Here is a 26,786-nt window from a genome sequence, read left to right as displayed (position 1 = left end):
TGTATCACTATTCATAAGATGAACTGTTTACCGGCGGTAATAAACACAAAAACAAATCAAGGGACAGCAACAATACTGAAACTCTAAATTTTCATATTTTGAGTCATGCCGTTACAAACAAATACGATATTCTTAATTGCGTCATTCCCTTTTCGGGGTAATTCTGTAGAAGAATATTTTTTATTGTTCGTGAGCAATGTCCCCTTTAGCACAAATGTGAACGTAACAGGAAAAATAAAGCGACTTAAAAACAGACTTTATGGGCTAAATATTATGCAAAAAACGTCACTATTTTTCCCAGCCGCCGCGATAACGTTAACTCTAATGGCGTCATCGGCATCGGCGGCAACGCCAACCGCCGCGCAAAATGAAGCTACGTCGGCCGTTAAACAACAAATTACAGAAGGCATTAACCGTTATCTTTATTCAATAGATAAGGCAGATCCAACGTTGGGTAAGCAGCTTTTTTATGTTTCACCGGAAACCAGTTTTATTCATCCACGCGGCCACGAACGCGGATGGCCCCAGATCGCTGAAAATTTTTATGGTACCACTATGGGTAAAACGTTCAGCAAACGCACGTTAAAACTGGACGCTCCCCCTACTATTCATGTGTATGGCAATGCCGCCGTTGCAGAATTCGACTGGCATTTTACCGCGGTACGCCGTGATAATGGACAGACTCAACATACGACAGGCCGTGAAAGCCAGGTGTGGGCGAAGATACCAAACATAGGATGGCGAATCGTTCATATCCACTACTCTGGTCCGGCCAAAACCGGCGTTGGAGAAGGCTATTAAGCTTTGCTCTTCAGGTTATGGCGCAGATGAACATTCTGCGCCAGTTAAGACGAGCTCAGGTCAGTTGATAGCGCTTATCCGGTATCCGTTTTGCCGGAATATCCCTTTCATCATTCATTTGCAGTAAATCGATTTCTATCGCATTGCATATCGCATCCAGCGGTAAATCATTATTTTCAGTACCGAACGGATCTTCCAGCTCTTCCGCTAACGCATCCAGCGCGATAAACGTATAAGAAATAAGCACCGAAATAAAGGGCGTCATATAGTGCAGATCAACCACCAGTGCAAATGGCAACATAATGCAGAAAAGATAAACCGTACGATGCAAAATTAACGTATAGGCAAAAGGCACCGGTGTGTTGGCGATGCGCTCACAGCCGGCCAACACTGACGACATATCATTTAATCGGTTGTTGAGACTATGAAATAAGATATCGGAAAGTTTTCCGCTGCGGCGACGAATTGCCAGCCACTCTCCCATCAGCAATAAGATACGGTTAGCGGGCGAATGGGAAGCGACAACTTTCTGTAACGCGTCCTGGTCAAGATAGTTCCCCAGAACTTGCGTTTGAGGCTGTCGACGCAATGTCATACGCAAACAGTGGGCAAAAGCGATTTGTAAACGAACAAAACCCTCCATACCACGTTCATCAGGCAAGGTTGTTTTCACCTCTCGCAGTATTGAGCGTGAAGCGATCATCAACTGCCCCCACAAATGTCGGGCTTCGACATAACGCGCATAGCAGGCATTATTGCGAAAACCCAAAAAAATGGCGATAGCAACGCCCAGTATGCTAAACGGCGCAAGGGTAAATTTAATACCCAGCATTGTGTACCAGGGCAGCATGATAATAACGGCGATAGAAAGAAGAAAGTTAAGTAGCAGCCGTGAAAAGATTTTAGATAGCACTGAACCATGCCAGACAAATATCAGGCGAATCCAGTGCTGTTGTGGTCTAACGATCATGATTATCTTCAGCAGGTGAAAAGCTCTGTTATTAAACGTGATCCAGATCAAGGTTGCAAGCTTCTGTGATACAGGGATTCTCTGCCCTGTTGAGCATTTATTTGCACGGTGCTGACAGGTATTGAAAAAAACAAATAACATGTATGTTGTAACTAAAAATGCTCTTCAGCGCATGAGAAATATGACGGTCAACGGCTTCTATCTGTGGAATATCGCGGTCAATAGGCCCGGCGTCCGCCGGGGCTTTCTGCTTAACAAAGCGGTTTCACTGCGTTACGCATGCCATTTTCGAGGATAGTATCCAGATAGGTTGTAACCTGCTCAACCAAACCAGTGATACACGTCAAATCCTGCCCCCAATGCCCTTTTTCAGCCAGCACGGATTTCACTAACGCCGCGGTGTCGATCGTCTGGTCGCGATGTTGACGCCATAACTGCGCGTAACGTTCGATCCAGAATGCATCATCCTGAATGGGATAGGATTCGCCAGACCGCTCGCCGCGATAAAAAGCAAGTAATGCCGCTAAGGCAAATGTCAGACGCGCAGGTAACTGCCCATTGGCCTGCTGCCCTTCCAGTAACTGCGGCAAAATGCGGGTACGGAATTTCGTCATACCATTCAGGGCGATAGATAATAGTTGATGCTTAATATAAGGATTGCGGAAACGGCCAGTCACTGCGCTGGCGAACGATTCCAGCGCTTCACGAGGCAAATCCAGAACTGGAATAATTTCCTCATAAATTGCTTTTTCGACAAAGGCGCAAATTCCGGCATCGTTCATCGCGTCGCCAACGGTATCAAGGCCAGCCAGATACGCTACCGGAACCAGCGCCGTATGTGCGCCGTTAAGAATTGCCACTTTACGCGCTTTATACGGTTTAATATCGTCAACAATCAGTACGTTTAACGGGTACTTATCCAGACGTAGCTCCTGAGCCAGCGACTGAGGTCCTTGAATCACAAACAGGTAAAAGTGTTCTGCCGTATCCAGAAACGCATCGTGATACCCCAGTTCCGCTTCCAGTCGCGTAGCTTCATCACGCGGATAACCGGTAACAATACGATCCACCAGCGTAGAGCAGAAGACGTTAGCCTGATCCAACCACTGCAAAAATGCAGCCGGTAATGCCCACTCTTCGGCATAACGCACAATTAATTCACGCAGCGCCTCGCCGTTGTAATCAATCAACTCGCAGGGAATGATAATCCAGCCTTTATCCGCCGCCCCGCTAAAATGGTGGTAACGTTCATAAAGCAGTCGGGTTAGCTTAGCCGGATAACTCACCGCTGGCGCATCATCAAATTTATCGCCCGCATGGTAGCTGATGCCCGCTTCGGTCGTATTTGAGAAAACAAAACGGATATCCGGATTATGCGCCAGTTTGAGAAACGCCTCATACTCACCGTAAACGCTAATTTCACGATTAACAGCACGAATAAGCCGCGCGTCACTAACGGCCTCCCCTTTATCATTCAGACCACGAATAATTGTTGTATAAAGGCCATCCTGCGTATTTAAGGAAGGGGGAAAATCGCTTTCTATAGGGCGCACAATAACCACGCCGGCATCAAGATCGGTATGTTCATTAAGCAGATCGACCTGCCAGTCCACAAAAGCGCGTAGAAAGTTTCCTTCGCCAAACTGAATGATGCGTTCAGAATACCGCGCACCGGGGAAATCACGACGGTTTAACGTTTTCACAACGGGTTCCCTTTTAAATTAGTCATACAAGATGATTTATTGGTCCAACAGGTTAGCAAACTTTACGACTCTGAACCCCTGTTTTGATCAAGACGTCGTGACTATTTTTGCCCGATTGGTATATCCAGTGAAATGGCGCCGCTCCGACGTCGATAAGAAAACGGCTTCATAGGAGATATGCCCACGTATAGCCCGCAGGACGAAGAGAAAAAAGAAAGGATAAACCGGGAGAGTATTAAGGTAATTCAATCATGAAGCGTCGACGGCAACAAACGTCTCCTACCGCTGATTCATTTGTATAACCAGCCAGTAATGGATAACGCTGACAATATACTGTTGCTGCGCTTCGCTCAGTGCTTCGCCCTGGGGAATGTGATGCCACTTTGCCAGACATCCGCGACAGCAGGTCGCCGTCGCGTGTTGCGCGATAAACACCGGGTGTCCCCGCATCGGCGTTTGCTTACCATCATTCGCCGGGTGAGCTGACGCCAGTCGTTGGGCGATAAAATCGGCGGCGTGTTTATCAATCACCTCCGCGCCTTTATCCCAGCAATATTGTCTTTCTTTTACCCCGAGACGAAAACGCGAACGAAATGTCGATCGCGCCAGGCGGGCAAAAAGCGGTTCAAGCGCATTCATCAGTATACCGAGCGTCCTAATGTTTGTGTTAATTGTTCAAGCGCGGCAATACCCGCCAGAGAGTTTCCCGCAGGGTCCAGCTCCGGACTCCAGACGGCAATCGCCATTTCATGCGGCACAATGGCGACAATACCGCCACCCACGCCGGACTTAGCGGGCAATCCTACACGCCAGGCAAACTCTCCGGCGTTCTGATACATACCACTGGTCGCCATCAGCGCGTTAATCTGCCGGGCCTGCATAGGTGTAACTACCGGCTCGTCGAGATGAAACGCCTCGCCCTGATTTGCCAGAAAGACAAACGTCCTCGCCAGTTCCATGCAGCTCATTTTCAACGCGCAGTAGTGGAAGTAATTTTGCAACACGGTAGGCACATCATGATGAAAATTACCGAACGATTTCATCAGCCAGGCAATAGCGGCGTTACGGGCGGAATGCTCAAATTCAGAGCGAGCGACCGTAGTGTCATACGTAATATCCGATACGCCGCAAAGCGCGCGCACAACTTCCAGCATCCGCTGACGCGGCGCGCTAAGCCGTCCTTGCAACATGTCGCATACCACCAGCGCGCCCGCATTAATAAATGGATTACGCGGGATACCTTGTTCCATCTCTAACTGAACCAGCGAATTGAACGGCGAGCCGGAAGGATCTTTTCCGACGCGCTGCCAGATCTCCTCTTCTGGATAATGACGCATCGCCACCACCAGACTGAGCACTTTCGAAATAGACTGAATAGAGAAGCGTTCGTGCGCATCGCCCGCCTGATAATGCTGCCCGTCCACGGTACAAATCGCTATTCCCAGCTTTGAACCCTCGACGGACGCTAATGCCGGAATATAGTCAGCGACTTTGCCCTGGCCAATGAGGGGGCGAACGCGCTGTAAAATCGTCTCTAAAATTGCATTATCCATGGCCCTGGCCACAACATGCTCCTTGCTCGCAGGTCTGAAAAGGCCTGCGAGTATAGCAGAGGGCACGACGCGACGTCAGGACGATTAGACACGGTTCTTCCAAACGGTCTGCACATTGCAAAATTCGTGTAAACCAAAGTGCGAAAGCTCGCGACCGAAGCCGCTTTTCTTCACCCCGCCGAATGCCACACGCGCATCGCTGGCGCTGTACCCATTAATGAATACCCCACCGCACTCAAGACGCGCCGCCATCTCCGCGGCCAGCGTATCGTTGGCGGTAAAGATCGTCGCCGACAGGCCAAACTCACTGTCATTCGCCAGCGCGAGGGCGTGCGCCGCATCTTTTGCAACGGTAATGGCGGCAACAGGCCCAAAAAGTTCCTGACGAAATGCAGTCATGTCAGGCGTGACATCAGCCAGAACGGTCGCAGCATAATAGTTGCCTTCCCCGGCGATTTTCTCGCCGCCCAACAGTAGCCGTGCGCCTTCGGCGACAGAAGCCTGCACCTGTTGATGGAGTTCATCACGCAGATCAAAGCGCGCCATCGGTCCCAGGTCATTCTCTTCAACCAGAGGATCACCTATCTTTAATGCCGCGGCAGCCGCCACAAATCGCTCGGTAAACGCCTGTGCAATGCCCTCTTCGACAATAAAACGTTTGGCGGCGGCGCAGACTTGTCCGGTGTTTTGATAGCGTCCTGCAACCGCAGCGTTTACCGCCAGCTCAAGATCGGCATCATTAAGCACAATAAACGGATCCGACCCACCCAGTTCCAGTACGCATTTTTTCAGCGCCGCCCCAGCCTGAGCGCCAATCGCCGCGCCGGCGCGCACGCTGCCTGTCACCGTCACCGCCGCGATTCGCGGATCGTTAATCATCTGACTCACGCCCTCATTATTAGCGTTCACCCATCCATAGACGCCAGCGGGAGTACCGGCTTCCGTCAAGATTCGGTCTATCATCTGCGCGCAACCAGTGACATTGGGTGCATGTTTTAACAAGTAGCTATTCCCCGCCAGCAGTATCGGCACTGCCCCGCGTAACACCTGCCATAAAGGAAAATTCCACGGCATTATCGCCAGAATGACGCCCAGCGGACGGTATTCAATCACCGCCTGCTGATTTTCTACCAGTGTAGGCTCAGGATTCAGCATTGCCGGACCATGTTCCGCATACCAGTCGCATAACGCGGCGGATTTCATCACTTCCGCACGCGCCTGTTTTATGGGTTTACCCATTTCACGCGTAATACATTGCGCCATCTCTTCTGCATGAGCGCGAAGCGCCTGACCAATATCGCGTAATGTTTGCGCCCGTTGCGCTACCGACGTCATTTTCCACTTTTTGCAACCATTCGCCGCCAGATTCAGCGCATATTCAATCTCTTGCGCGTTAGCCCAGGGCCTTGTCGCCAGCGTCTGCCCGGTCGCAGGATTCATGGATAGCGCCTGTGTTGCAGTCATCATGGTCATGTTCTTTCTCTCGTTATCAGGGAAGTCATACCATCATGACGCCCTTTACCCTTTCCGAGAAATGAATAATATTAACCAGAACATTCACGAATTGAGAAAACCATGGACCTGACGCAACTGGAAATGTTTAACGCTGTCGCTCTAACGGGTAGCATTACGCAGGCGGCGGCAAAAGTGCACCGCGTTCCGTCTAACCTGACCACGCGTATCCGCCAGCTTGAAGCCGACCTTGGCGTCTCTCTGTTTATTCGCGAAAACCAGCGTCTCAGGCTGTCGCCAGCCGGACATAACTTTTTACGTTACAGCCAGCAGATCCTGGCGCTGGTCGATGAAGCCCGCATGGTGGTCGCCGGAAAGGAACCGCAAGGACTGTTTTCACTCGGCGCGTTAGAAAGTACTGCCGCCGTACGTATCCCCGCGCTGCTGGCGGGCTATAACCAGCGTTACCCTAAAATTCAGTTCGCGTTAACGACAGGTCCTTCCGGCGCCATGCTGGATGGCGTGCTCGAAGGAAAGCTGAACGCCGCCTTTATTGATGGCCCGCTAATGCATCCGGGGCTGGAAGGTATGCCGGTTTACCAGGAAGAGATGATGATCGTCGCGCCGCACGGCCATCCCGTCGTTTCGCGCGCAAGCGAGGTGAATGGTTGTAACATATATGCTTTTCGCGCCAACTGTTCTTACCGGCGGCATTTCGAAAGCTGGTTTCATGCCGATGGCGCGACCCCCGGTACGATTCACGAAATGGAGTCATATCATGGAATGTTGGCGTGCGTAATCGCCGGCGCAGGTATTGCGCTGATGCCAGCAAGTATGCTCAACAGTATGCCAGGACATCATCAGGTGGAAGCCTGGCCGTTGGCGGAGAAGTGGCGCTGGCTTACCACCTGGCTAATTTGGCGGCGCGGGGCGATGACGCGCCAGCTTGAGGCCTTTATAGAGCTACTTAACGCCCAACTGGCGAGCGTCGACTGAAGACGAAACGGCCTGCGAAGTAAATGAGACGCAGGTCACAAAATGATTGTCTTTTCGCCAGTAAACGTTTTAAGATCACGGCCTCACCTTCTCGCAACTAACCCGAAATATTTTTATGACTATCAATCCAGTTTCCCGCAAGGTCGCGTGGCTACGGGTAGTTACGCTTGCTATCGCCGCTTTTATTTTCAATACCACGGAATTTGTGCCGGTTGGTTTGCTGTCAGACATTGCCGAAAGCTTTCATATGCAAACCGCGCAGGTCGGCATCATGCTAACCATTTACGCCTGGGTAGTTGCCGTCATGTCGCTACCTTTTATGCTTCTTACCAGTCAAATGGAGCGCCGTAAGCTACTCATTTGTCTGTTTGTTCTGTTTATTGCCAGCCATGTGCTCTCCTTCCTGGCGTGGAGCTTTACCGTGCTGGTCATTAGCCGTATCGGCATCGCTTTCGCCCACGCTATTTTCTGGTCGATAACCGCGTCTTTGGCGATCCGCCTGGCCCCTGCCGGGAAACGCGCGCAGGCATTAAGTCTGATAGCGACCGGAACCGCGTTGGCCATGGTGCTTGGGCTGCCGATAGGTCGCGTTGTTGGTCAGTATTTTGGCTGGCGCACCACCTTTTTTGCCATCGGCATGGGCGCATTAATTACGCTGCTATGTCTGATTAAGCTTCTACCGAAATTGCCGAGCGAACATTCCGGCTCACTAAAAAGTTTACCTTTGCTATTCCGACGCCCGGCGCTGATGAGCCTCTATGTACTGACCGTCGTTGTGGTGACTGCGCATTACACGGCTTATAGCTATATTGAACCGTTCGTTCAGAATGTCGCCGGGCTCAGTGCGAATTTTGCTACCGTCCTGTTACTGATCCTGGGCGGCGCCGGAATCATCGGCAGCCTCGTGTTTGGTAAACTGGGTAATCGCCATGCCTCGTCGCTCGTCAGTATCGCTATTGCCCTGCTGGTTGTCTGTCTGCTTCTGTTGCTGCCTGCGGCGGATAGCGAAGCGCATCTGGCCATACTGAGCATTTTCTGGGGAATCGCGATTATGGTGATAGGGCTCGGTATGCAGGTGAAAGTACTGGCGCTGGCCCCGGACGCGACCGATGTCGCAATGGCGCTATTTTCAGGCATCTTTAATATCGGTATTGGCGCTGGCGCGCTGGTAGGAAATCAGGTGAGTTTGCACTGGTCAATGTCGGCCATCGGCTATATTGGCGCCATACCCGCCTGTGCCGCGCTGGTATGGGCTGTGCTCATATTCCGTAAATGGCCAGTGATGCTGGAAGAACAATCGCATTAAGACATTCGTCTGCCGGGAACGCCTTTCCGGCAGACGAAAATGCGCCTTAGTGGTACGTTTTAATAATTTCTACCACGCCGTTGATAATAAATTGTACTCCCATACACACCAGCAGGAATCCCATTAAGCGGGAAATCGCTTCAATCCCCCCTTTACCCACCAGCCGCATGATAGCGCCGGAACTGCGTAAACATCCCCACAGGATCACCGCCACGGCAAGAAAAATAATCGGCGGCGCGACCGTAATGACCCAGTCGGGAAACTCGCCGCCATGACGCACTGTGGAAGCGGAACTGATGATCATTGCAATAGTCCCCGGTCCTGCGGTGCTTGGCATAGCCAGTGGAACAAACGCAATATTGGCCGTCGGTTCGTCCGCCAGCTCCTCCGATTTGCTTTTCGCTTCCGGCGACTCATGCGCCTTCTGCTGCGGGAAAAGCATTCTGAAGCCGATAAACGCTACGATTAACCCACCGGCGATCCGTAGCCCTGGAATCGAAATACCGAAGGTGTTCATGACTAACTGCCCGGCATAGTACGCCACCATCATAATGGCGAAGACATAAACCGAAGCCATGTATGACTGTCGGTTGCGTTCCGCACTATTCATATTGCCCGCAAGGCCAAGAAACAGCGCCACGGTGGTTAGCGGATTGGCTAAAGGGAGCAGTACGACCAGTCCCAATCCAATCGCTTTAAACAAATCCATCATAATACTATCTCTTACCCATCAGCGTTTCATGAACCGGAAGTATAAAGTGAAACTGCCCCGGCGCGCCATTTTGCCAGTGCGTAAGTCAATATCCTCCGTAACCTATAACCTGTAATTATCAATTAGTTACAGGTTATCACAACACATTACCTTGTACGCCTTTTAGCAAATCGTGGCATCGGTTAATTCATTCAGTTGACTTATACTTGCCTGAGAAATAGTATCTGACGAAATTAATTACTTGCCGGGGCAACCATTTTGAAAAGCACCAGTGATCTGTTCAATGAAATCATTCCGCTGGGTCGCTTGATCTACATGGTAAATCAGAAAAAAGATCGCCTGTTAAATGACTACTTATCCCCGCTGGATATCACCGCATCACAGTTTAAAGTGCTTTGCTCGATACGCTGCGCGGGATGTGTTACCCCGGTTGAACTTAAAAAAGTGCTGTCTGTCGATCTCGGCGCATTGACGCGGATGCTCGACCGCCTGCTGTGCAAAGGCTGGATCGAAAGACTGCCGAATCCTAATGACAAACGCGGCGTACTGGTGAAGCTAACGCCGGACGGCGCGGCAATTTGTGAGCAATGTCATCAACGACCAGGGCAAGACCTGCATCAGGAATTAACAAAAAACTTAACGGCGGACGAAGTGGCAACGCTTGAGTATTTGCTCAAGAAAATTCTGCCGTAGACAAAAAAGAGGTATGACGATGTCCAGACGCAACACTGACGCTATTACTATTCATAGCATTTTGGACTGGATCGAGGATAACCTGGAATCGCCGCTCTCACTGGAAAAAGTGTCTGAGCGTTCAGGGTACTCCAAATGGCACCTGCAACGGATGTTTAAAAAAGAGACCGGTCATTCATTAGGCCAATACATCCGCAGCCGTAAAATGACGGAAATTGCGCAAAAATTAAAAGAGAGCAACGAGCCCATCCTCTATCTGGCGGAACGCTATGGCTTTGAGTCACAGCAAACATTGACCAGGACGTTCAAAAACTATTTTGACGTGCCGCCACACAAATACCGGATTACCAATATGCATGGCGAATCACGGTATATGCTGCCGCTGAACCATGGCAACTGCTAGTTTGTTTATGCGCCACGCGAAGGGCACCATGAAAATACTGTTTCCCGTCCTGCCGGGTCTGTTACTTATCGCCTCCGGATATGGCATCGCAGAACAAACACTGTTACCTGTGGCACAAAATAGCTGTGATGTGATGCTTCTGCCCTCCGTGGGCGTTCCGCCAAATGACCTTCACCCCGTGAGCGTGAACAGCGATAAGTCAGATGAATTAGGCGTGCCCTATTATAACGACCAACGCCTTTAACCTATTTGCCCCGTTTAACGGGGCATTTTTTGAGTACCTTCTGGCTATGACGAGTCCGCCGTTATCGCTTCGCGGCGTGGTCTGAAGCCAGTGAAATTAGCATTTATCTTCAATCTTATAATAAAGACCTGCCAGATTATTGACCTGAAATTTCTTGTAGATACTGCGCCGATAGTGGCAAATCGTCTTTTCGCTTAGATCAAGATGCCGCGATATCTCTTTGTTTTTTTTGCCTGTCATAATAAAAGGCAGTACGTTCACCTCTTTTTTCGATAGATTCACCTGTTTTTCAAGGCAATAAAGATTGCTGTTTTTAGTAATCACTCTATTATGTTTAGCCTCTCCATAATTCGCGAGGAATCCGCTAATTTTCTTCAGCGCATCCTTACAATCCACGCTAAAATCGGATAACGCATTAATAAGAATGTTATCAATAGTACTCTCATAGCAAGTATCTCGCGTAATGAGAATAATATAGCTATCAGGGTGATGGGTTTTAAATTCAAACAGCGAGCTTAGCAAATGTATATCTGCCTGACCATAATCAACAATAATCGCTTTCACCCTTTGCAGGGTTTGCTTATTTACACATCCAATGTGCTTAGCATAGACGACCTCAGTAAATGAACAGTACTCCCTCCGGATATCATCAACGATATAACCAAATCCTTTTTTAAAGTATTCACATGTGGTGATGACAATAATCACTATTCCTTACCTTTATCATGGTTTATTTCATAATTCTGACGCATAAATTAAATTCAGAGCAATTCAGAAAAACGCTGCAATGATAAGAAAGTTCTTATCACATTTGTCTCATTTTGTGCGAAAGCGCACAATTTAGAATTTAATTAAAAATATATCCCTATAATAACAAGTCATTAGCCAGTGAATAAGACTTTTCTTAACTCGCGTTAAGCCTTCCTATATCGCTAAAACAGGCGCTCTGATACATTTCAAAACGTAACAAGAAGTAAACACTCATTATTAATTGAAAACATTGCGGTCACTTATCGCATTCGGAAGGATACTATTATGGAAAATAATCTCCGCCCGTCACACATAGCAACATGTATAAGCCTGATACTGGGAGGCGGTCTGGCATTATACGTGCCTCCCACTTTCTCTGCTTGTGGTGAATACAACCAGGTCGGCACCTGCGGTTTAGCCGAATTTACCATGACTTCCCCTATAACGCCTTTACCTACCGCCTGGTATTTTGTGCAACCCACTCAGGAAGCCGCCATCAATACTCTTGCTAAAGCGCAGAATATTTATTTTGGCGGAGGCAGCGCTATCCGTAAAACGAGCGACAATCAAAGTCTGCTGGTCGATGGCGCGAATTTAAGCGGCTATTATATCAATGCCAGTAAAGAAGGTTCCGCAACTATCGCTCTGGTTAATCATGCGACCGTCGACTGGCTGGAGGCTGGTGGAAGTAAAACCAATATTCATGTGCTCGTTGATAATTCAACGCTTAACGGCGCAAATGCCGAAACCGATTATGACCGTACGGAAAAAAAACCAAACTACAGTAAAAATTATGCCAAAGGTATGGCAGTTTATCTTTCCTATACCGATGGCGGCGATCATCTCGTTGATATAGTCAATAACAGTACGCTAAACGGCAGTGTGATCACCGGAGGCGCAGGCATTCATCAAATCGCCTTGACCGACAGTGAAATTAAAAAAGGGAATATCCTGATCTCCGGGGCAAATAATGATAACGCGATTATTTTAAAAAATGCTCTGGTAGATACCCGCGATGCCATCAGTAAAACGGCAAGCGCGATCTCAATCACCAGCACTAATCATAAAAATCACACAAATACCGTCACGCTGGAAGAAAACAGTCGTCTGATTGGCGCATTAAATATGGACAGTTCAGGCGGGCATAACAGCGTTGACCTGCGAGACGGGAGCCATATTTCCGCCACAACCACGGCTAACGCCATTAATATTACCAGCGGCTTAACCACTCAACTGGCGCTTGATCGTGCGACTATTGACGGCGATACCCTGCTGACCGCCAGCAATACTATCGCAACGACCATGGCGGGCAGTCAGTTGAACGGCGATGTTGTAATGAAAAAAGCCGCCAGTGCGAGCCTGGTCATGACCGGTTCAGGACTGTCTGGTTCGATTGACGCCAGCGCGGTCAGCGGCGACGTTAGCGTGTATCTGGATAATAGCGACATCACTGGCGATGTGATTTTAAATAACGGTACTGTCACGCGCGCTGATGTCTATCTGGACAATACCGTCATCGGTGGGCATCTGTACGGAAGCGACAACAGTACTCTGACTCTGGGTGAAAGTCTTCATCAATTTCAGGGCGATAAATTTAGCCACTTCAGCAACCTTAATGTAAGCGGTACAACATCACTCAGCGGCGGCTTCAATGACGATAACGTCGGCGCCCGTTTACAGATAAATGATGGCACGCTCATCACCCCGGTCAACCTTTCTCAAGGGCAGTTGGTATTTAATCAGGCGAGACTTATCGCTGATACGCTGGCGCTGCGTGAATCCGCGTCTCTGGCGCTGACTAATCACAGTCTGTTAGAGACCCACTCCGCGCAACTCTTCCAGCATGACGATGAGGCAGCCGTACTATTTACGCAGACCGGCGCTCGCCTGACGCTGAATAACAGCACGCTGGCGTTAACCGATGAGACTTATGAGCTGGAATATCTGAAATCGATCAACACGCTGCTTGGCGATCAAACCGGTAGCCGACTGGTGATGATGGGTACACTGCTTGATAACAATATTGCCACCGGTACCGCCACGCTCGACGATGCGGCAACCACGGGCGCCGTTCTGGCGAAAGTGGAAGTGACGGCGGATAAAAACCAGTTAAGGATCGGCAGCGCTACCCCCGCATCTGATGACGAGCAGGCCGTTGAGAACAGCTTCGGCGCAGCGAAATTATCTTTAGGCGGCGTTGGCAACGCGGTGGTTTCCATCGTTGGCGGTAAGGCATTAACGCTCACCGGCGCTTCCGGTACACAGCTTATCGATATGGCCGGGCAGCCTGACGCCAGCGTAACGGTCAATGTGGAAAACGGCGCGCTAAACCTCGGCGCGATTGTGGTCGGCGATACGGTGAACGTTTTACAAGGGGCCGTCAACGTTGGCGAAACTGGCGCGCTGAATATTGTCGCCGGCGATCATACCATCGAGGATGAAAGCGGTTCAGGCGTTACCAGCGCAGGTCAGATTACTATCCTGCATAACGCGGCTTTACATACCAACGTCACGCTTGCAGGCCGCGGGGAGTTATCGGTTAACGGCACGCTGCAGGCTAACACTCTGAACGCCCATTCCGATACGCTAATCACAGTAGGTAATGCAGAAAACGCCGGGCTATTACGCGCAGATAACGTTGATTTACAGGGTGCCAGGATGTTTATCGATCCGCAGTGGCAAGCAAATCCTGCTCTAAAGGACACATCCCGGGTGGCACTGAACGGTGAGACCGTGAATGGACGCCTCACGGTAGGACAAAATGCGCTGCTGGTACTTGGCGATAAGGATACCTACACGGCTGAGACTGATTTTGCCGACAGCGGATTACGCTGGTCGCCTGACGGCATCACGGCAGCGTTGGCCATCGAACGCGCCCAGTACCTGAACCCGACACAAGGCGGTCTGCGCGTTGACGGCGCGTTACACAGCGGCGCCGGTGACTATGACGCGACGTTCAACCAGGCCGAATTTGGCGAACGCTCTCTGCTGATGGTCAATCGCGACAGCACGTCAGGCGGTAATGCGGCTTTAACCGCCTCCAGCGGCACGTTAAAAGTGGCAGATACGGCGATGCTGTATGTTAAAGACGCCGTCGCTAACCAGACTTACACTATTGCTAAAGGGTTTAGTGATGTCGAACTGGCGGGATCGGGCTGGCAAAATGAACGCCTCATCCTGAATAAACTGCTGAATGCCACGACGATGGAGCACGACGGCTCGGTCATCGTGTCAACCCTCGCTAAAAAAGCGGAAGACATCCTGCCTGGCGTCGTGCCTGTACATATGCTGGATCAGATGATTAACAGTGGAGCCAACTCGCTGACCAGTCCCTGGGCGGGCATACGTTTCTTGTCCCAGGCGGTCGATGATCCGCAGGCCAGCGTCCATGAAGTGGTCAAAACCGTAAATAGCGCAGCGCAGCTCGCCATCGCTGGCGGCGTACAGGCCAGTACGCTGGCAGCCGGTCTGGCAGCGTCACAAGCAATTCAAGACAGAACGTCATTAGCAAACCGCACGTTGCAACGGGAGGATGCCGTTTGGGTTCAGGCTTTATATGGCAACCAACGGGCGCGTGATTTCTCCGCCGGAAATATGGATTACGGCTATGACAGCGATTATTACGGCCTGATGCTTGGCGCCGACGCCACGCTGGAAAGTGACAGCGGGAAATGGCGTACCGGCGCGGCCCTCCATGCCGGACACGGTAACGCGGACTCCCGGGGAGATTTTAACTCAACGCATAACGCCATGGATTTCTGGGGCATTTCTCTTTATCAGAACTGGAATAACGGACGCGTCAACGTGACGGGCGATATCGGGTATAACGCCAGCAGTAATGATATCGAACAAAAAATTCCTGGTTGGATGAATGCGGGCAGTACGCTGAAAGGCTCGCCAGACTCGCAGCTTATCACCGCAGGCATCACCGGTGAGTACCTGATCAGTACGCAAGCGATAGATATTCTCCCCCACGCGGGCGTGCGTTATAACCAGTTAAAAACGAAAGGTTTTACCACCAAAAATACACATCGGGAGGCGGTATTTACTACCCAGGAAGAGACGCTGGATATCTGGCAGTTCCCGGTCGGCGTCAAACTGAATAAGACGTTTGATCTGGATGCCGGATGGGGATTATCAACGCAGGCGGATTTCGCCGTCATTACCAACATCGGCGATACGCAATCCGCGACGAAAGTCAGCGCCGTCGGCATTCACGCCAGCGATGGAATTAGCGCCAACTTCATTGATAAGACCACATTTGCAGGGCAGATCGGTGTAAAATTACAGAAAGGCGACATGCGCTGGGGACTGGGCTATAGCGTCAATACTTCCAGTCATAATACCGATCAGATGATTAACGCCATCTGGCAGCTTAGTTTCTGATAGCCAACCGCAATAAGCCCGATGACGCCAGTTCATCGGGCTTTTGTATCAATATGATGCCAATACCTCATCCCCTGACGCACGCAGTACGGCGCACACGAAATCCAAACACATTGATATAGAGTCCAGCCATAATCAGTACTGCGCCTGCAAGTTGCATTGCGGTCAACGTTTCTCCGAGTAATACCGCGGCGCTCGCCAGCCCGACTACCGGCACCAGCAATGATAACGGCGCCACGCGCCAGGTCTCATAGCGTCCCAGTAACGCGCCCCAGATGCCGTAGCCAAGGATAGTGGCGACAAAAGCCAGGTAAAGCAGCGACAATATCGTCGTCATATCAATGGTAATAAGGCTTTGCGTAATGTGATCCGCCCCTTCCAGTAGCAGCGACGACAGCAGGAACGGCAGGATCGGGATCAGCGCGCTCCAGACCACCAGCGACATCACCGCCGGACGCGGGCTATGTTGCATAATTTTTTTATTAAAAATATTGCCGCAGGCCCAGCTAAATGCCGCCGCCAGAGTCAGCATAAATCCCGACATCGCTATATGCTGTCCGTTCAGACTGGCTTCAATCAATACCAGTACGCCAATAATCGCCAGGGTAATCCCCACCAACTGCTTACGTTGGAACCGCTCGCCAAAAACAAACGCCCCCAATGCCATGGTAAAAAAGGCCTGCGCCTGTAATACCAACGACGCCAGTCCTGCGGGCATACCAAACTTAATCGCGCAAAAGAGAAAGGCGAACTGCCCAAAGCTTATCGTCAGCCCATAGCCCAGCAACAGCGCAAGCGGGACTTTAGGCCGGGCAACAAAGAAAATTGCCGGAAACGCCACCAATAAAAACCGTAATCCTGCCAGCAATAATGGCGGCATATGGTGCAGACCTACTTTGATGACAACAAAATTTAGCCCCCATGCGACAACCACCAGTAACGCCAAAAACCCGTCTTTTCGCGACATCATCGGCCTCTGTCATTATTAAAATTTTGTAAAGAGGTAAGTTATCGAAAATCAGTGCACCATAACAGAACTTTTCTTTTTACCACGAGCAGGGCATTGAACAACACACGGTGGGCAAAATCCTGCGCTATGGTATGTTAAGACTGTACTGTAGCGCATAGACATCATGCTTTTGCGGGCACGGAGATTAAAACGCCCCGAAACGTAACCTCCATTTCAGGCAGGAAAAATGAATTCAGGATTGAGACGTTCAACGCTGGCTTTACTCGCCTCATCGCTGTTATTGACGATTGGACGCGGCGCCACACTCCCCTTTATGACCATCTATCTTAACCGCCAGTACGGTTTGGGCGTGGATCTGATTGGTTACGCGTTGACCAGCGCGTTAACAATCGGCGTCGTCTTTAGTCTTGGATTTGGGATTCTGGCGGATAAGTTTGATAAAAAGCGCTACATGCTACTTGCGATCATCGCCTTCGCCTGCGGATTTATCGTCATCCCAATGGTGCATAATGTCGTACTGGTTGTCCTGCTTTTTGCGCTCATTAACTGTGCCTATTCGGTTTTTTCTACCGTCCTGAAAGCCTGGTTCGCCGATAACCTCACCGCCACGACAAAAACGCGGATTTTTTCGCTCAACTATACCGTACTCAATATCGGCTGGACGATTGGCCCACCGCTCGGCACGCTGCTGGTCATGCAAAGCATCAATTTACCCTTCTGGCTTGCCGCCATCTGTTCCGCATTCCCGCTGGTTTTTATTCAGGTATGGGTTACACGATCGGTTGCCGCCAGCGAGGGAAAAAACGCCGCAATCTGGTCTCCCTCCGTTCTGCTGCGCGACAAAGCATTATTGTGGTTTACGTTTTCGGCATTTCTGGCCTCCTTTGTAGGAGGCGCATTTGCGTCCTGTATTTCACAGTACGTTATGGTCGTTGCCGATAGTGGTTTCGCGGAAAAAGTGGTAGCCGTCGTCCTGCCGGTTAATGCGGTTATTGTGGTCAGTTTGCAATACGCCGTGGGCCGCCGACTTACCGCCGTCAATATTCGACCGATGATGACGACAGGCACCGTCTTTTTTATCGCCGGGCTCATCGGATTTATTTTTTCAGGCGACAATCTGCTTTTTTGGGGGCTTTCAGCGGCGATATTCACGATTGGCGAAATTATTTATGCCCCTGGCGAATATATGTTGATTGACAACATTGCACCTGCCGGCATGAAAGCCAGCTATTTTTCAGCGCAATCGCTGGGCTGGCTGGGTGCGGCAGTAAACCCGCTGGCCAGCGGCGTGATCCTGACGACGCTTCCCGCCTGGTCGCTTTTCGTTGTCCTGATCATCGCGATTGTATTCGCCTGGTCGCTGATGTTAAAAGGAATGCGGATTACCCCTACGCAACAGGCTATCGCCTGTTAATTATCTGCAACCGATGATGTGCGCAGTTTCTGGCGCACCTGGTTACCCCTATATATTGCAGGCTAATTATCTGCTATTAATGCAGTAATTCAGGAATATTCCTGGGCGCTGACGAAAATATTCTAATACTTTACCCTTCCAGTAAAATAAATAAGTAATTCAGACTTTGTTTAAGTATAAATTAGTACTATAGTCACTACGAGGTTTTTTTAGAAAAGAGGATGCACGCAAAAATAAGGAGAAACGAGATGTTAGGCAGTATCAACCTTTTTATCGTTGTATTAGGAATTATTTTATTTTCCGGATTTCTGGCCGCCTGGTTCAGTCACAAATGGGATGATTAATGAACGGAGATAATCCCTCACAGAGCCGGCCCCTTGCTGCATCGCTGCACAAGGGGCCGATTTTGTCTGGATTTCGGGCAAAAAAAAACCGCCGGTTCACCAGCGGTAAATGCTTGCATGGATAGATTTGTGTTTTGTTTATACGCTACCGGGCAAATTCTTGCGAGGATAACGGATCGCTAATGACTGTAGCACCGTCAATATCAATGAAGGTTAAACAATACGTAACCAGGCCTGAATAAGACATTATGAAACCTTTTGTCCCCCTGGCGCATTTTACAAGGCCCATCGTATCAGGCCAGCCGCGTCCCCTGCATAACTGACCTGGAGATTGCCGGTTAGCGCGCGTTACTTTTGCAGCCGGTTCACGCGAACAAGCGATTCCTTCGCTTTCTTGTCCAGACTACCGTTTATGTTGATCATTTGATCCGGCTGAACTTCCCGCCCATCAAATACAGCGGAAGGGATTATCACGTTAATCTCGCCGGATTTATCGCGGAACACATAGCGATCATCGCCTTTATGATCAATAAGGTTGCCGCGCAGCGAAACGGTCGCGCCATCATGCAGGGTTTTTGCCTGTTCGATGGTCATTTTTTCTGCATCGTCCGTACCGCGATAACCATCCTCAATAGCATGAGGCGGCGGCGGTGCCACGTCTTTTTTTAATCCCCCTTGATCATCCGCTAGCGCATAAGGCATTATCAGAAAACTTAAAAATGCAGCCACCTGTAGTTTCATGCTCTCTCCTTAATAACGTCCATTTGACGTATTAAGTCTGGTCGCTATTTTTAATTTTTACAAACATGAATTTACCAACAGAATATTAAGTAACAAAATCAACCCACCCGGGTTAATACACAACAAATATCAACGCGGGTTAACGCTAAAACGCAACGGCGAAATATAGAGTTGGCCACATAGCTGGGGTAGTATACTTCAATGTCTGGATGACAATTCAGAATAATCGGCTTTATTTTTTGAAGATAATGATTTTACGCATACTCAATGACATTTATCACCGTAGAAAAGTAAGCATGTTATGGAGAGGCTGGTTTGCTGGTGACTGGATAAAATGATCACTCGCTGACAATGTCACAAAGTAAATATGCCATACTTGAGAAGAACGAACAGGTTTCTTTTGTCTCTGTAACGGAAAAATAAACGATGAGATTAGATCAGCACGATATTGCCCCCCTTGATGAAGCCGAATCCGTCGATAGCCTGACAAAAAAACTCGGTGATTTACTGGTTAACCAAAAACTCCGTCTGACCACTGCAGAATCCTGCACCGGCGGGAAACTGGCTTCAGCATTGTGCGCAGCGGAAGATACGCCCTCTTTTTACGGTGTAGGTTATGTCACTTTTACTGATGAAGCCAAAGCAAAAATCTTACGCGTACAACGCCGCAGTCTTGCCGAACATACCGCCGTCAGCGAAGCGGTCGTCATTGAAATGGCTCAGGGAGCTAAAGATCAGGCTGAGGTCGATATCAGTATGGCGATCAGTGGCTATGGCGGTCCGGAAGGCGGCGAAGATGGCACTCCGGCGGGAACCGTTTGGTTTGCCTGGAACATTAACAACATAACTTTTACAAGCCGACAACATTTTAGCGGAGATTGTCAGGAAGTATTAGAAAAATGTGTACGATTTGCCCTCGCTGAATTGCTCTTTCTGTTAACAAAGAAAGCATAAAGAATAATTGCACCTGACCGGCCAGAATAACTCACGGTCAGAATAAATAAAAAAATGCGAGCCTTAGGCCCGCATTGTCTACGCAATATTTCAGAATATATTTACAAGATATCAGGAGTAAAATTAATTGTCGGATTTACGTCCGCCACTGTGGCTATTCTGCCCACCTTTTTTACCCGCTTCAGATGCACGCTGTGGATCGTTTTTAAAGTTCCCACCACTATGCTGGCCGCCTTTACGACCTGCTTCTGAGGCTTTCTCTTTATCTTCTGCAAAGTTACCGGAACCGCCGCGATGTTCTGCCATAATATAATCCTCATGATGATGTTGCGTTTTAAATATGATATGTCTTCTCATATCATGTGATACAGTTCTAAATTTAGTCGCCCTGCGCGCAGTGTCAAATTCATTTCTGCATTATTTACATAATACCACCGCTTGCCGGAAAATATATTTTTAAAAATGTTAATAGCGAAGCGGTAATAAATCTTTGGCAATCAATCCACCACGGAAAAATAAGTAGAAAAATCCGAATGCACGTCCTCTTTATATTCAGACAATTTGCCCCCATAAATTTAATTGGCTGTCGTCAGGAGTGTAGGATTCATTTTCAGGCGGTTGTTCGACAATGCCGAACAACCGTATCAGCTTAGTGATCGAGTCCGCGATATTGCAACATGGGATCAATATGCGGCTCATGTCCACGCCAGGCTGAATAAAGCGTTTCTAAATCAGTACTATTCCCCCGGGAAAGGATGTCATCACGAAAACGCTGCCCGTTTTCACGCGTCAGGCCGCCCTGCTCTACAAACCATTGATAACCGTCATCCGCTAACATTTGCGTCCACAGATAGGCGTAGTATCCCGCTGCGTATCCGCCGCCGAAGATATGGGCAAAGTAACTGCTGCGATAGCGGGGCGGCACTGCCGGTAAATCAAGATGCTCAGCGGTCAGCGCCTGCTGCTCGAAATCAGCGACAGACTGCTCCGCTACGCTCTCCTCCAGCATATGCCAGTGCATATCCAGCAATGCGGCGCCGAGCAATTCAGTCATATCGTAACCTTTATTAAATAAACTCGCCTTGCGCATTCTTTCCTGTAAATCAGCAGGCATTTTTTCACCGCTGTCGACATGACGCGCATAACGTTCGAATACACGCGGATGACTCGCCCAATGCTCATTAATCTGGGAGGGAAACTCGACAAAGTCACGGGGCGTGTTAGTCCCTGAAAGCGTGGCATAACGCTGCACGGCAAACAAACCGTGTAACGTATGACCAAACTCATGGAAGAGCGTAATAACGTCGTCCCAAAGCAGTAATGCAGGCTGCCCATCGACAGGTTTCTGATAGTTACATACATTGTATATAACAGGCCGGGTTTCGTTGAGGGTGGATTGCTCTACAAAATTCCCCATCCACGCGCCGCCACTTTTCGAGTCCCGCGCGAAGAAGTCGCCATAAAATAACGCCATACCGACGCCATCGGAATCGAAAATCTCCCACACCCGAACATCAGGATGGTACACCGGAATGTCAAAACGCTCGACGAAGGTGATGCCGAATAGCTGGTTGGCGGTCCAGAAAACCCCCTCTTGCAACACCGTATTTAAGGCAAAATAGGGCTTCAGTTGCGCTTCATCCAACGCATATTTTTCCCGCCGCACCTGTTCGGCATAGAACATCCAGTCCCAGGCCTGAACGGTGTAACCGCCCTGCTCATCATCAATGACGTGCTGAATTTCCGCCTGTTCATTGAACACACGCTGACGCGCTGGCGGCACAATACCACGTATAAAGTTCAGCGCGGCTTGCGGAGTTTTCGCCATCTGATCGGCGATTTTCCATGCGGCATAATTGGGGAACCCCAGCAGTGTAGCCTGACAGCGACGAATCTCTACCAGACGCTGAACGATCGCGCGGGTGTCGTGGGCATCCCCTTTTTCCGCCCGAGTCCATGACGCTGTGAATAAATTTTCGCGGGTCTGGCGATCGCGCAGCGCAGCAAGCGCAGGCTGTTGCGTCGTATTAAGGAGCGGAATGAACCAGCGATTCTCGAGGCCTTTTTCACGCGCCGCATCGGCAGCGACGGCAATATCTTCCGGGCTTAATCCTTCCAGGCAATACGCATCATCTACCGCCAGCCCGCCCGCTTTACTTGCCGCCAGCAGGCGCTGATTAAACTGGCTCATTAAGGTCGCGGATTCGGTATTCAATACTTTCAGTCGCGCTTTATCCTCTTCGGCAAGCTGCGCGCCTGCCAACACAAAACGCTGGTGGATAACGTCGACCAGCCGTAGCGATTCATCATCCAGCCCCAGTGAATGACGCTGCTGCCAGACGGCATCCACGCGAGCGAATAACGCGCTATTCAGATAAATATCGTTGGAGAGCGCCGCCAGTTCGGCAGAAAACGCCTCATCTAACCGCTGGAGTTCATCGTTAGTGTGCGCGGCGGTCATCGCGAAAAAAACGCTGGTGACGCGTGACAGTAACGCCCCGCTTTGCTCCAGCGCCAGAAGCGTATTCGTAAAGTCAGGGGCCGCCGGATGATTGACGATGGCCGCGATTTCCACGCGTTTTTGTCGCACGCCCTCATCAAAAGCAGGACGATAATGGCAATCTTTGATCCGATCAAAACGCGGCGCCTGATAGGGCAACATACTCTGGTCTAAAAAAGGATTCGTCGACATTCTTCACTCCTGAAAATAGGTTGATCATAAGAGTAAGCTTCCCCTATGCTGACCGCAATCGTGTTAACCAGGATTACCCTTTCATAAACGCCGCGTGCTATGGTAATACAACACAAAAAGCGTTGAGGAACAGTGTGATGATCGTTTTAGTAACTGGAGCAACCGCAGGGTTTGGCGAGTGCATTGCACGCCGTTTTGTTGAAAATGGACATAAAGTCATTGCCACGGGACGTCGTCATGAACGCCTGCAAGCGCTAAAAGATGAGCTTGGCGATAACGTATTGACCGCCCAACTGGACGTGCGCAACCGCGCGGCCATTGAAGAGATGATGGCCTCTCTGCCCGCGCAGTGGCGCGATATTGATGTGCTGGTCAATAACGCCGGCCTGGCGCTGGGTCTTGAACCGGCGCATAAGGCCAGCGTGGAAGACTGGGAAACTATGATCGATACCAATAATAAAGGCTTAATTTATATGACCCGCGCCGTGCTGCCGGGAATGGTCGAGCGTAACCGCGGTCATATCATTAACATCGGTTCGACCGCCGGTAGTTGGCCTTATGCCGGTGGCAACGTCTATGGCGCGACGAAAGCCTTTGTGCGTCAGTTTAGCCTGAATTTGCGCACGGACTTACACGGTACGGCGGTTCGCGTGACCGACATTGAACCGGGTCTGGTTGGCGGTACCGAGTTTTCCAGCGTGCGTTTCAAAGGCGACGATGAAAAAGCGGGTAAAACCTACGAAAATACCACCGCCCTCACGCCGGAAGATATTACCGAAGCGGTATGGTGGGTGGCCACACTCCCCGCGCATGTGAATATTAATACCGTTGAAATGATGCCCGTTACCCAATCCTTCGCAGGACTCAGCGTCCACCGTAGCTAAGGGGTTATACCCGGTCTACAGGCCGGGTAATCCATGGCAAACGTATCTGCAACCAGAAACATGATCGGTATGGACCACAACGGAAAAGTGATAGAGTATCCGGGTCAACCGCCTAAAAAAGTAAGAATGAATGACCGTTGAAACGCAGCTTACCCCTACACAGCCTGTCAACCAGCAAATTTACCGTATTCTTCGACGTGATATCGTGCATTGTCTGATCCCGCCTGGCACGCCGCTATCAGAAAAAGAGGTCTCAACCCGTTTTAACGTTTCGCGTCAGCCGGTACGCGAGGCTTTTATAAAGCTGGCGGAGAATGGGTTGATTCAGATCCGCCCTCAGCGCGGTAGTTATGTGAATAAGATTTCGCTTTCTCAGGTACAGAATGGCTGCTTTGTACGGCAAGCTATCGAATGCGCGGTGGTCCGCCGTGCGGCGTCGATGATCACCGACAACCAGTGCTATCAACTGGCGCAAAACCTGCACCTGCAACACATTGCCATCGAGCACAAACAGATTGATGATTTTTTCCAGCTTGATGACGATTTCCACCAAAAGCTGGCGCAGATCGCCGATTGCCAGTTAGCGTGGGATACCATTGAAAATATCAAAGCCACGATTGACCGGGTTCGCTATATGAGTCTGGATCATGTTTCTCCGCCGGAGATGTTGTTGCGCCAGCACCATGATATTTTCTCCGCGCTGGAAAAACGCGACGGCAATGCGGTTGAGAGCGCAATGACTCTGCATTTGCAGGAAATTAGCGAATCCGTCCAGCTTATCCGTCAGGAAAACAGCGCCTGGTTTAGCGAAGACTAACCCCCCTTTAACTTCGGGGTGAGACTCCTTCTCCGCTCTCTCACCCTGCACATTCCTGCTTAAAAAGCCGTGAGCTTGATCAAAAACAAAAAAAATCCGCAACGATAAGCGTATTTATATGTCGCCCGTCATGTGGGGAAACCCACGGGCTTTGGCAGTAAGTTTGAAAGGAGAAAACACCATGATGACATACGATCGTAACCGTAACGCAATCACTACCGGTAGCCGGGTCATGATAAGCGGCACGGGCCATACCGGGATTATCAAAGCCATTGAGAGCGAAGGTCTGGATGCTGGACAAATTCGCCGCGGCAAAACGGTGATTGTCGAAGGCTGTGAAGGTAAATTCGCGCCAGTCGAACTGATTCGTCTTGGCATGAACTGATACCACTGGCCGCTAAGATCCGCCCCGGCTTTCCCGGTAGCATAATGCTACCGGGTACCTGTTGCGCTATTTCAACCGTTCGGCATATTTCGCCACGCTCGCTTTCGCTCCATATGTCAGTAACCTGTCATAGGCTTCTTGCACTTTTTGCGTAAACCGCGCCGCCTGCGGTAAATCGTTGCCGAAAATTTCTGCCATTCCCAGCAGCGCCTCAACACGACTTGCGCCTTCTTCACTGTTTGCCACGGCACGCTGAATAACCGGCAATAGCGGATCGCTGACGTCGATCGCCTTGCCCTGCTCATCCACGCCGCCAACGTAACGCATCCACCCCGCCACGCCCAGCGCCAGCAAATCAAAATCGCTATGATTAGCAAGATGCCAGCGAACGGAGTCCAGCATACGCTGCGGAAGTTTCTGGCTGCCATCCATCGCTATCTGCCAGGTACGATGACGCAGCGCCGGATTACGGTAACGCGCAATCAACTGATCGGCATAACGCTGTAAATCTACCCCCTGGACTTTCAGCGTTGGCACCTGCTCGCGTAACATTAACGCCTGCGCGGTCAAACGATAGTTATCGTCAGCCATACAATCATTAATATGCAGATAGCCGGCAAGATACCCCAGATAAGCCAGGAAAGAATGACTGCCGTTAAGCATTCGCAGTTTCATCTCTTCAAACGGAATCACGTCGGCGACCAGCGTCGCGCCCGCACTCTCCCATCGCGGACGACCGGCCACAAACGTATCTTCTATCACCCACTGACGAAACGGTTCGCAGGCAACGCCCGCCGGATCGCGCACACCGGTCAAATGCGCCATTTTATCCAGCGTCTCCGGCGTGACCGCAGGGACAATCCGGTCAACCATCGTTGACGGAAATGTCACATTTTGCTCGATCCATATCGCCAGTTCCTCATCCACCGCCCTGGCGTAAGCCGTCACCACATGACGCGTCAGTTGCCCGTTTTCCGGCATGTTATCGCAGGACATCACGGTAAATGCCGGTAAGCCTGCAGCTTTACGACGCGCTAACGCTTCGACAATAATACCCGGCGCCGTTACCGGTTGATGCGGATTTCGCAGGTCGGCGGCAATCATGGGATGCTCCAGCAGAAGCTGGCCCGTGGCTGGCGAATGACAATACCCTTTCTCGGTAATGGTCAAAGACACAATCGCTATCTGCGGTTCACACATCGCCGCCAGCACACGTTCCAGGCCATCAACCTGTACATGCAACGCCGCTTTGACGACGCCCACCACACGCGCCGTCCAGGCATCAGCCGACATCTCCGCCACGGTATAGAGGTTATCCTGCTGCTTTAGATCGGCAATCTGCTGTTCGCCGCCAATAAGGTTAACCTCATAATAGCCCCAGTCGCTATGATGCTCCGCGGCCAGAATATCTGTATAAACGCCCTGATGCGCGCGATGAAACGCACCAAAACCGAGATGGACAATGCGCGGCACCAATGTGCTGCGATCGTAGGTCGGGAGAGTTGCCTTAGCGGTTAATAGTTTATTCTGCATCTTTTGACTCACTGTAGAGAATGGTGATTGCCATACCTGATTAACGAGTTCAACACGAAAGATTCTGATTTGCATTAATATAT

The 26,786-nt window shown here is 50.2% G+C and carries 26 protein-coding genes; 14 read left to right on the top strand and 12 right to left on the bottom strand.

The window, feature by feature from the left end:
• Positions 1-273: 273 nt before the first annotated feature.
• Positions 274-801 (top strand): YybH family protein, encoded by a 528-nt coding sequence (locus F4V72_RS05455; RefSeq protein WP_023247501.1) that lies wholly within the window; start codon positions 274-276, stop codon positions 799-801.
• Between the two features lie 55 nt (positions 802-856).
• On the opposite strand, the gene F4V72_RS05450 is transcribed toward F4V72_RS05455, so the two are convergent.
• The 5 genes from F4V72_RS05450 to sad form a co-directional block, all read right to left on the bottom strand.
• A complete protein-coding gene (locus F4V72_RS05450; RefSeq protein WP_023247500.1) occupies positions 857-1,771 on the bottom strand; it encodes a bestrophin family protein in 915 nt (304 codons plus the stop codon).
• 251 nt (positions 1,772-2,022) lie between these two features.
• Positions 2,023-3,474 (bottom strand): tagaturonate reductase, encoded by a 1,452-nt coding sequence (locus tag F4V72_RS05445; RefSeq protein ID WP_070801212.1) that lies wholly within the window; start codon positions 3,472-3,474, stop codon positions 2,023-2,025.
• 279 nt (positions 3,475-3,753) lie between these two features.
• Positions 3,754-4,113 (bottom strand): DUF4186 domain-containing protein, encoded by a 360-nt coding sequence (locus tag F4V72_RS05440; RefSeq protein ID WP_063390429.1) that lies wholly within the window; start codon positions 4,111-4,113, stop codon positions 3,754-3,756.
• Positions 4,113-5,039, bottom strand: a complete 927-nt coding sequence (gene glsB / locus F4V72_RS05435; protein WP_023247497.1) for a glutaminase B — start codon at positions 5,037-5,039, stop codon at positions 4,113-4,115. The genes F4V72_RS05440 and glsB overlap by 1 nt, the downstream gene beginning before the upstream one ends.
• Positions 5,040-5,111: 72 nt before the next feature.
• The gene (gene sad / locus F4V72_RS05430; protein ID WP_053530072.1) at positions 5,112-6,500 is read right to left on the bottom strand and encodes a succinate-semialdehyde dehydrogenase; all 1,389 of its coding nucleotides are present in this window, start codon (positions 6,498-6,500) and stop codon (positions 5,112-5,114) included.
• Between the two features lie 102 nt (positions 6,501-6,602).
• On the opposite strand from sad, the gene ptrR reads away from it, so the two are divergent.
• Both ptrR and F4V72_RS05420 read left to right on the top strand, forming a co-directional pair.
• Positions 6,603-7,475 carry a putrescine utilization regulator PtrR gene (ptrR, locus tag F4V72_RS05425; RefSeq protein WP_023247495.1) on the top strand — a complete coding sequence of 291 codons (873 nt, stop codon included), beginning with the start codon at positions 6,603-6,605 and terminating at the stop codon, positions 7,473-7,475.
• A 115-nt stretch (positions 7,476-7,590) separates the two neighbouring features.
• Positions 7,591-8,781: a sugar transporter gene (locus F4V72_RS05420; protein ID WP_023247494.1), complete on the top strand. Its 1,191-nt coding sequence runs from the start codon at positions 7,591-7,593 to the stop codon at positions 8,779-8,781.
• Between the two features lie 46 nt (positions 8,782-8,827).
• Here F4V72_RS05420 and F4V72_RS05415 read toward each other — a convergent pair whose 3' ends face one another.
• A complete protein-coding gene (locus F4V72_RS05415) occupies positions 8,828-9,493 on the bottom strand; it encodes a MarC family NAAT transporter (protein ID WP_023247493.1) in 666 nt (221 codons plus the stop codon).
• 258 nt (positions 9,494-9,751) lie between these two features.
• On the opposite strand from F4V72_RS05415, the gene marR reads away from it, so the two are divergent.
• The 3 genes from marR to marB are packed head-to-tail and all read left to right on the top strand — an operon-like array spanning position 9,752 to position 10,833.
• Positions 9,752-10,186: a multiple antibiotic resistance transcriptional regulator MarR gene (gene marR / locus F4V72_RS05410; RefSeq protein ID WP_023247492.1), complete on the top strand. Its 435-nt coding sequence runs from the start codon at positions 9,752-9,754 to the stop codon at positions 10,184-10,186.
• 19 nt (positions 10,187-10,205) lie between these two features.
• On the top strand, positions 10,206-10,589 hold the full coding sequence (marA, locus tag F4V72_RS05405; protein WP_000091193.1) for an MDR efflux pump AcrAB transcriptional activator MarA: 384 nt from the start codon (positions 10,206-10,208) through the stop codon (positions 10,587-10,589).
• A gap of 28 nt (positions 10,590-10,617) precedes the next feature.
• Positions 10,618-10,833, top strand: coding sequence for a multiple antibiotic resistance protein MarB (marB, locus tag F4V72_RS05400; protein WP_023247491.1), 216 nt, complete (start codon positions 10,618-10,620; stop codon positions 10,831-10,833).
• A gap of 96 nt (positions 10,834-10,929) precedes the next feature.
• Here marB and F4V72_RS05395 read toward each other — a convergent pair whose 3' ends face one another.
• Positions 10,930-11,541 carry a LuxR family transcriptional regulator gene (locus tag F4V72_RS05395; RefSeq protein WP_023247490.1) on the bottom strand — a complete coding sequence of 204 codons (612 nt, stop codon included), beginning with the start codon at positions 11,539-11,541 and terminating at the stop codon, positions 10,930-10,932.
• 471 nt (positions 11,542-12,012) lie between these two features.
• On the opposite strand from F4V72_RS05395, the gene F4V72_RS05390 reads away from it, so the two are divergent.
• Complete coding sequence (locus F4V72_RS05390) at positions 12,013-15,969, top strand: autotransporter outer membrane beta-barrel domain-containing protein (RefSeq protein ID WP_232081668.1); 3,957 nt, start codon at positions 12,013-12,015, stop codon at positions 15,967-15,969.
• Between the two features lie 67 nt (positions 15,970-16,036).
• Here F4V72_RS05390 and eamA read toward each other — a convergent pair whose 3' ends face one another.
• Complete coding sequence (gene eamA / locus F4V72_RS05385) at positions 16,037-16,939, bottom strand: O-acetylserine/cysteine exporter (RefSeq protein WP_136058266.1); 903 nt, start codon at positions 16,937-16,939, stop codon at positions 16,037-16,039.
• A gap of 226 nt (positions 16,940-17,165) precedes the next feature.
• On the opposite strand from eamA, the gene ydeE reads away from it, so the two are divergent.
• The 3 genes from ydeE (at position 17,166) to F4V72_RS24720 (ending at position 18,822) form a co-directional block, all read left to right on the top strand.
• On the top strand, positions 17,166-18,353 hold the full coding sequence (ydeE, locus tag F4V72_RS05380; protein WP_136058265.1) for an efflux MFS transporter YdeE: 1,188 nt from the start codon (positions 17,166-17,168) through the stop codon (positions 18,351-18,353).
• A gap of 248 nt (positions 18,354-18,601) precedes the next feature.
• The gene (gene mgtS / locus F4V72_RS05375) at positions 18,602-18,697 is read left to right on the top strand and encodes a protein MgtS (RefSeq protein ID WP_000901531.1); all 96 of its coding nucleotides are present in this window, start codon (positions 18,602-18,604) and stop codon (positions 18,695-18,697) included.
• Positions 18,697-18,822, top strand: a complete 126-nt coding sequence (locus F4V72_RS24720) for a hypothetical protein (protein ID WP_418895914.1) — start codon at positions 18,697-18,699, stop codon at positions 18,820-18,822. Before mgtS ends, F4V72_RS24720 begins: the two co-directional genes overlap by 1 nt.
• A gap of 223 nt (positions 18,823-19,045) precedes the next feature.
• On the opposite strand, the gene F4V72_RS05370 is transcribed toward F4V72_RS24720, so the two are convergent.
• On the bottom strand, positions 19,046-19,438 hold the full coding sequence (locus F4V72_RS05370) for a YdeI family stress tolerance OB fold protein (RefSeq protein WP_023248381.1): 393 nt from the start codon (positions 19,436-19,438) through the stop codon (positions 19,046-19,048).
• 426 nt (positions 19,439-19,864) lie between these two features.
• On the opposite strand from F4V72_RS05370, the gene F4V72_RS05365 reads away from it, so the two are divergent.
• Entirely contained in the window at positions 19,865-20,392 is a 528-nt protein-coding gene (locus F4V72_RS05365; protein ID WP_053510174.1) for a 2-oxo-tetronate isomerase, read from the top strand.
• Positions 20,393-20,515: 123 nt separating this feature from the next.
• Here F4V72_RS05365 and F4V72_RS05360 read toward each other — a convergent pair whose 3' ends face one another.
• Complete coding sequence (locus tag F4V72_RS05360; RefSeq protein ID WP_000807641.1) at positions 20,516-20,698, bottom strand: general stress protein; 183 nt, start codon at positions 20,696-20,698, stop codon at positions 20,516-20,518.
• 343 nt (positions 20,699-21,041) lie between these two features.
• Complete coding sequence (gene dcp, locus F4V72_RS05350) at positions 21,042-23,084, bottom strand: peptidyl-dipeptidase Dcp (RefSeq protein WP_136058264.1); 2,043 nt, start codon at positions 23,082-23,084, stop codon at positions 21,042-21,044.
• A gap of 137 nt (positions 23,085-23,221) precedes the next feature.
• On the opposite strand from dcp, the gene ydfG reads away from it, so the two are divergent.
• From ydfG to ydfZ, 3 genes are all read left to right on the top strand, one after another.
• Positions 23,222-23,968 (top strand): bifunctional NADP-dependent 3-hydroxy acid dehydrogenase/3-hydroxypropionate dehydrogenase YdfG, encoded by a 747-nt coding sequence (gene ydfG / locus F4V72_RS05345; protein WP_023248384.1) that lies wholly within the window; start codon positions 23,222-23,224, stop codon positions 23,966-23,968.
• A gap of 130 nt (positions 23,969-24,098) precedes the next feature.
• Complete coding sequence (locus F4V72_RS05340; RefSeq protein ID WP_023248385.1) at positions 24,099-24,785, top strand: GntR family transcriptional regulator; 687 nt, start codon at positions 24,099-24,101, stop codon at positions 24,783-24,785.
• Positions 24,786-24,966: 181 nt separating this feature from the next.
• Entirely contained in the window at positions 24,967-25,170 is a 204-nt protein-coding gene (gene ydfZ, locus F4V72_RS05335) for a putative selenium delivery protein YdfZ (RefSeq protein WP_000989267.1), read from the top strand.
• A 66-nt stretch (positions 25,171-25,236) separates the two neighbouring features.
• On the opposite strand, the gene F4V72_RS05330 is transcribed toward ydfZ, so the two are convergent.
• Positions 25,237-26,703 carry a mannitol dehydrogenase family protein gene (locus tag F4V72_RS05330; protein WP_070803532.1) on the bottom strand — a complete coding sequence of 489 codons (1,467 nt, stop codon included), beginning with the start codon at positions 26,701-26,703 and terminating at the stop codon, positions 25,237-25,239.
• Between the last annotated feature and the right edge of the window lie 83 nt (positions 26,704-26,786).

Source organism: Salmonella enterica subsp. diarizonae, assembly GCF_008692785.1.
GTDB lineage: Bacteria > Pseudomonadota > Gammaproteobacteria > Enterobacterales > Enterobacteriaceae > Salmonella > Salmonella diarizonae.
Note: the sequence above shows the minus strand (reverse complement) of the source record. Positions and strands in the feature narration are given on the sequence as shown.

Bases quoted from the DNA above. Each gene is read 5' to 3' on its own strand.
- F4V72_RS05455 (WP_023247501.1), top strand. From the start codon at position 274: ATGCAAAAAACGTCACTATTTTTCCCAGCCGCCGCGATAACGTTAACT.
- F4V72_RS05450 (WP_023247500.1), bottom strand. From the start codon at position 1,771: ATGATCGTTAGACCACAACAGCACTGGATTCGCCTGATATTTGTCTGG.
- F4V72_RS05440 (WP_063390429.1), bottom strand. From the start codon at position 4,113: ATGAATGCGCTTGAACCGCTTTTTGCCCGCCTGGCGCGATCGACATTT.
- sad (WP_053530072.1), bottom strand. From the start codon at position 6,500: ATGACCATGATGACTGCAACACAGGCGCTATCCATGAATCCTGCGACC.
- ptrR (WP_023247495.1), top strand. From the start codon at position 6,603: ATGGACCTGACGCAACTGGAAATGTTTAACGCTGTCGCTCTAACGGGT.
- F4V72_RS05420 (WP_023247494.1), top strand. From the start codon at position 7,591: ATGACTATCAATCCAGTTTCCCGCAAGGTCGCGTGGCTACGGGTAGTT.
- F4V72_RS05415 (WP_023247493.1), bottom strand. From the start codon at position 9,493: ATGATGGATTTGTTTAAAGCGATTGGATTGGGACTGGTCGTACTGCTC.
- marA (WP_000091193.1), top strand. From the start codon at position 10,206: ATGTCCAGACGCAACACTGACGCTATTACTATTCATAGCATTTTGGAC.
- marB (WP_023247491.1), top strand. From the start codon at position 10,618: ATGAAAATACTGTTTCCCGTCCTGCCGGGTCTGTTACTTATCGCCTCC.
- F4V72_RS05390 (WP_232081668.1), top strand. From the start codon at position 12,013: ATGACTTCCCCTATAACGCCTTTACCTACCGCCTGGTATTTTGTGCAA.
- eamA (WP_136058266.1), bottom strand. From the start codon at position 16,939: ATGATGTCGCGAAAAGACGGGTTTTTGGCGTTACTGGTGGTTGTCGCA.
- ydeE (WP_136058265.1), top strand. From the start codon at position 17,166: ATGAATTCAGGATTGAGACGTTCAACGCTGGCTTTACTCGCCTCATCG.
- mgtS (WP_000901531.1), top strand. From the start codon at position 18,602: ATGTTAGGCAGTATCAACCTTTTTATCGTTGTATTAGGAATTATTTTA.
- F4V72_RS24720 (WP_418895914.1), top strand. From the start codon at position 18,697: ATGAACGGAGATAATCCCTCACAGAGCCGGCCCCTTGCTGCATCGCTG.
- F4V72_RS05370 (WP_023248381.1), bottom strand. From the start codon at position 19,438: ATGAAACTACAGGTGGCTGCATTTTTAAGTTTTCTGATAATGCCTTAT.
- F4V72_RS05365 (WP_053510174.1), top strand. From the start codon at position 19,865: ATGAGATTAGATCAGCACGATATTGCCCCCCTTGATGAAGCCGAATCC.
- F4V72_RS05360 (WP_000807641.1), bottom strand. From the start codon at position 20,698: ATGGCAGAACATCGCGGCGGTTCCGGTAACTTTGCAGAAGATAAAGAG.
- dcp (WP_136058264.1), bottom strand. From the start codon at position 23,084: ATGTCGACGAATCCTTTTTTAGACCAGAGTATGTTGCCCTATCAGGCG.
- ydfG (WP_023248384.1), top strand. From the start codon at position 23,222: ATGATCGTTTTAGTAACTGGAGCAACCGCAGGGTTTGGCGAGTGCATT.
- F4V72_RS05340 (WP_023248385.1), top strand. From the start codon at position 24,099: ATGACCGTTGAAACGCAGCTTACCCCTACACAGCCTGTCAACCAGCAA.
- ydfZ (WP_000989267.1), top strand. From the start codon at position 24,967: ATGATGACATACGATCGTAACCGTAACGCAATCACTACCGGTAGCCGG.
- F4V72_RS05330 (WP_070803532.1), bottom strand. From the start codon at position 26,703: ATGCAGAATAAACTATTAACCGCTAAGGCAACTCTCCCGACCTACGAT.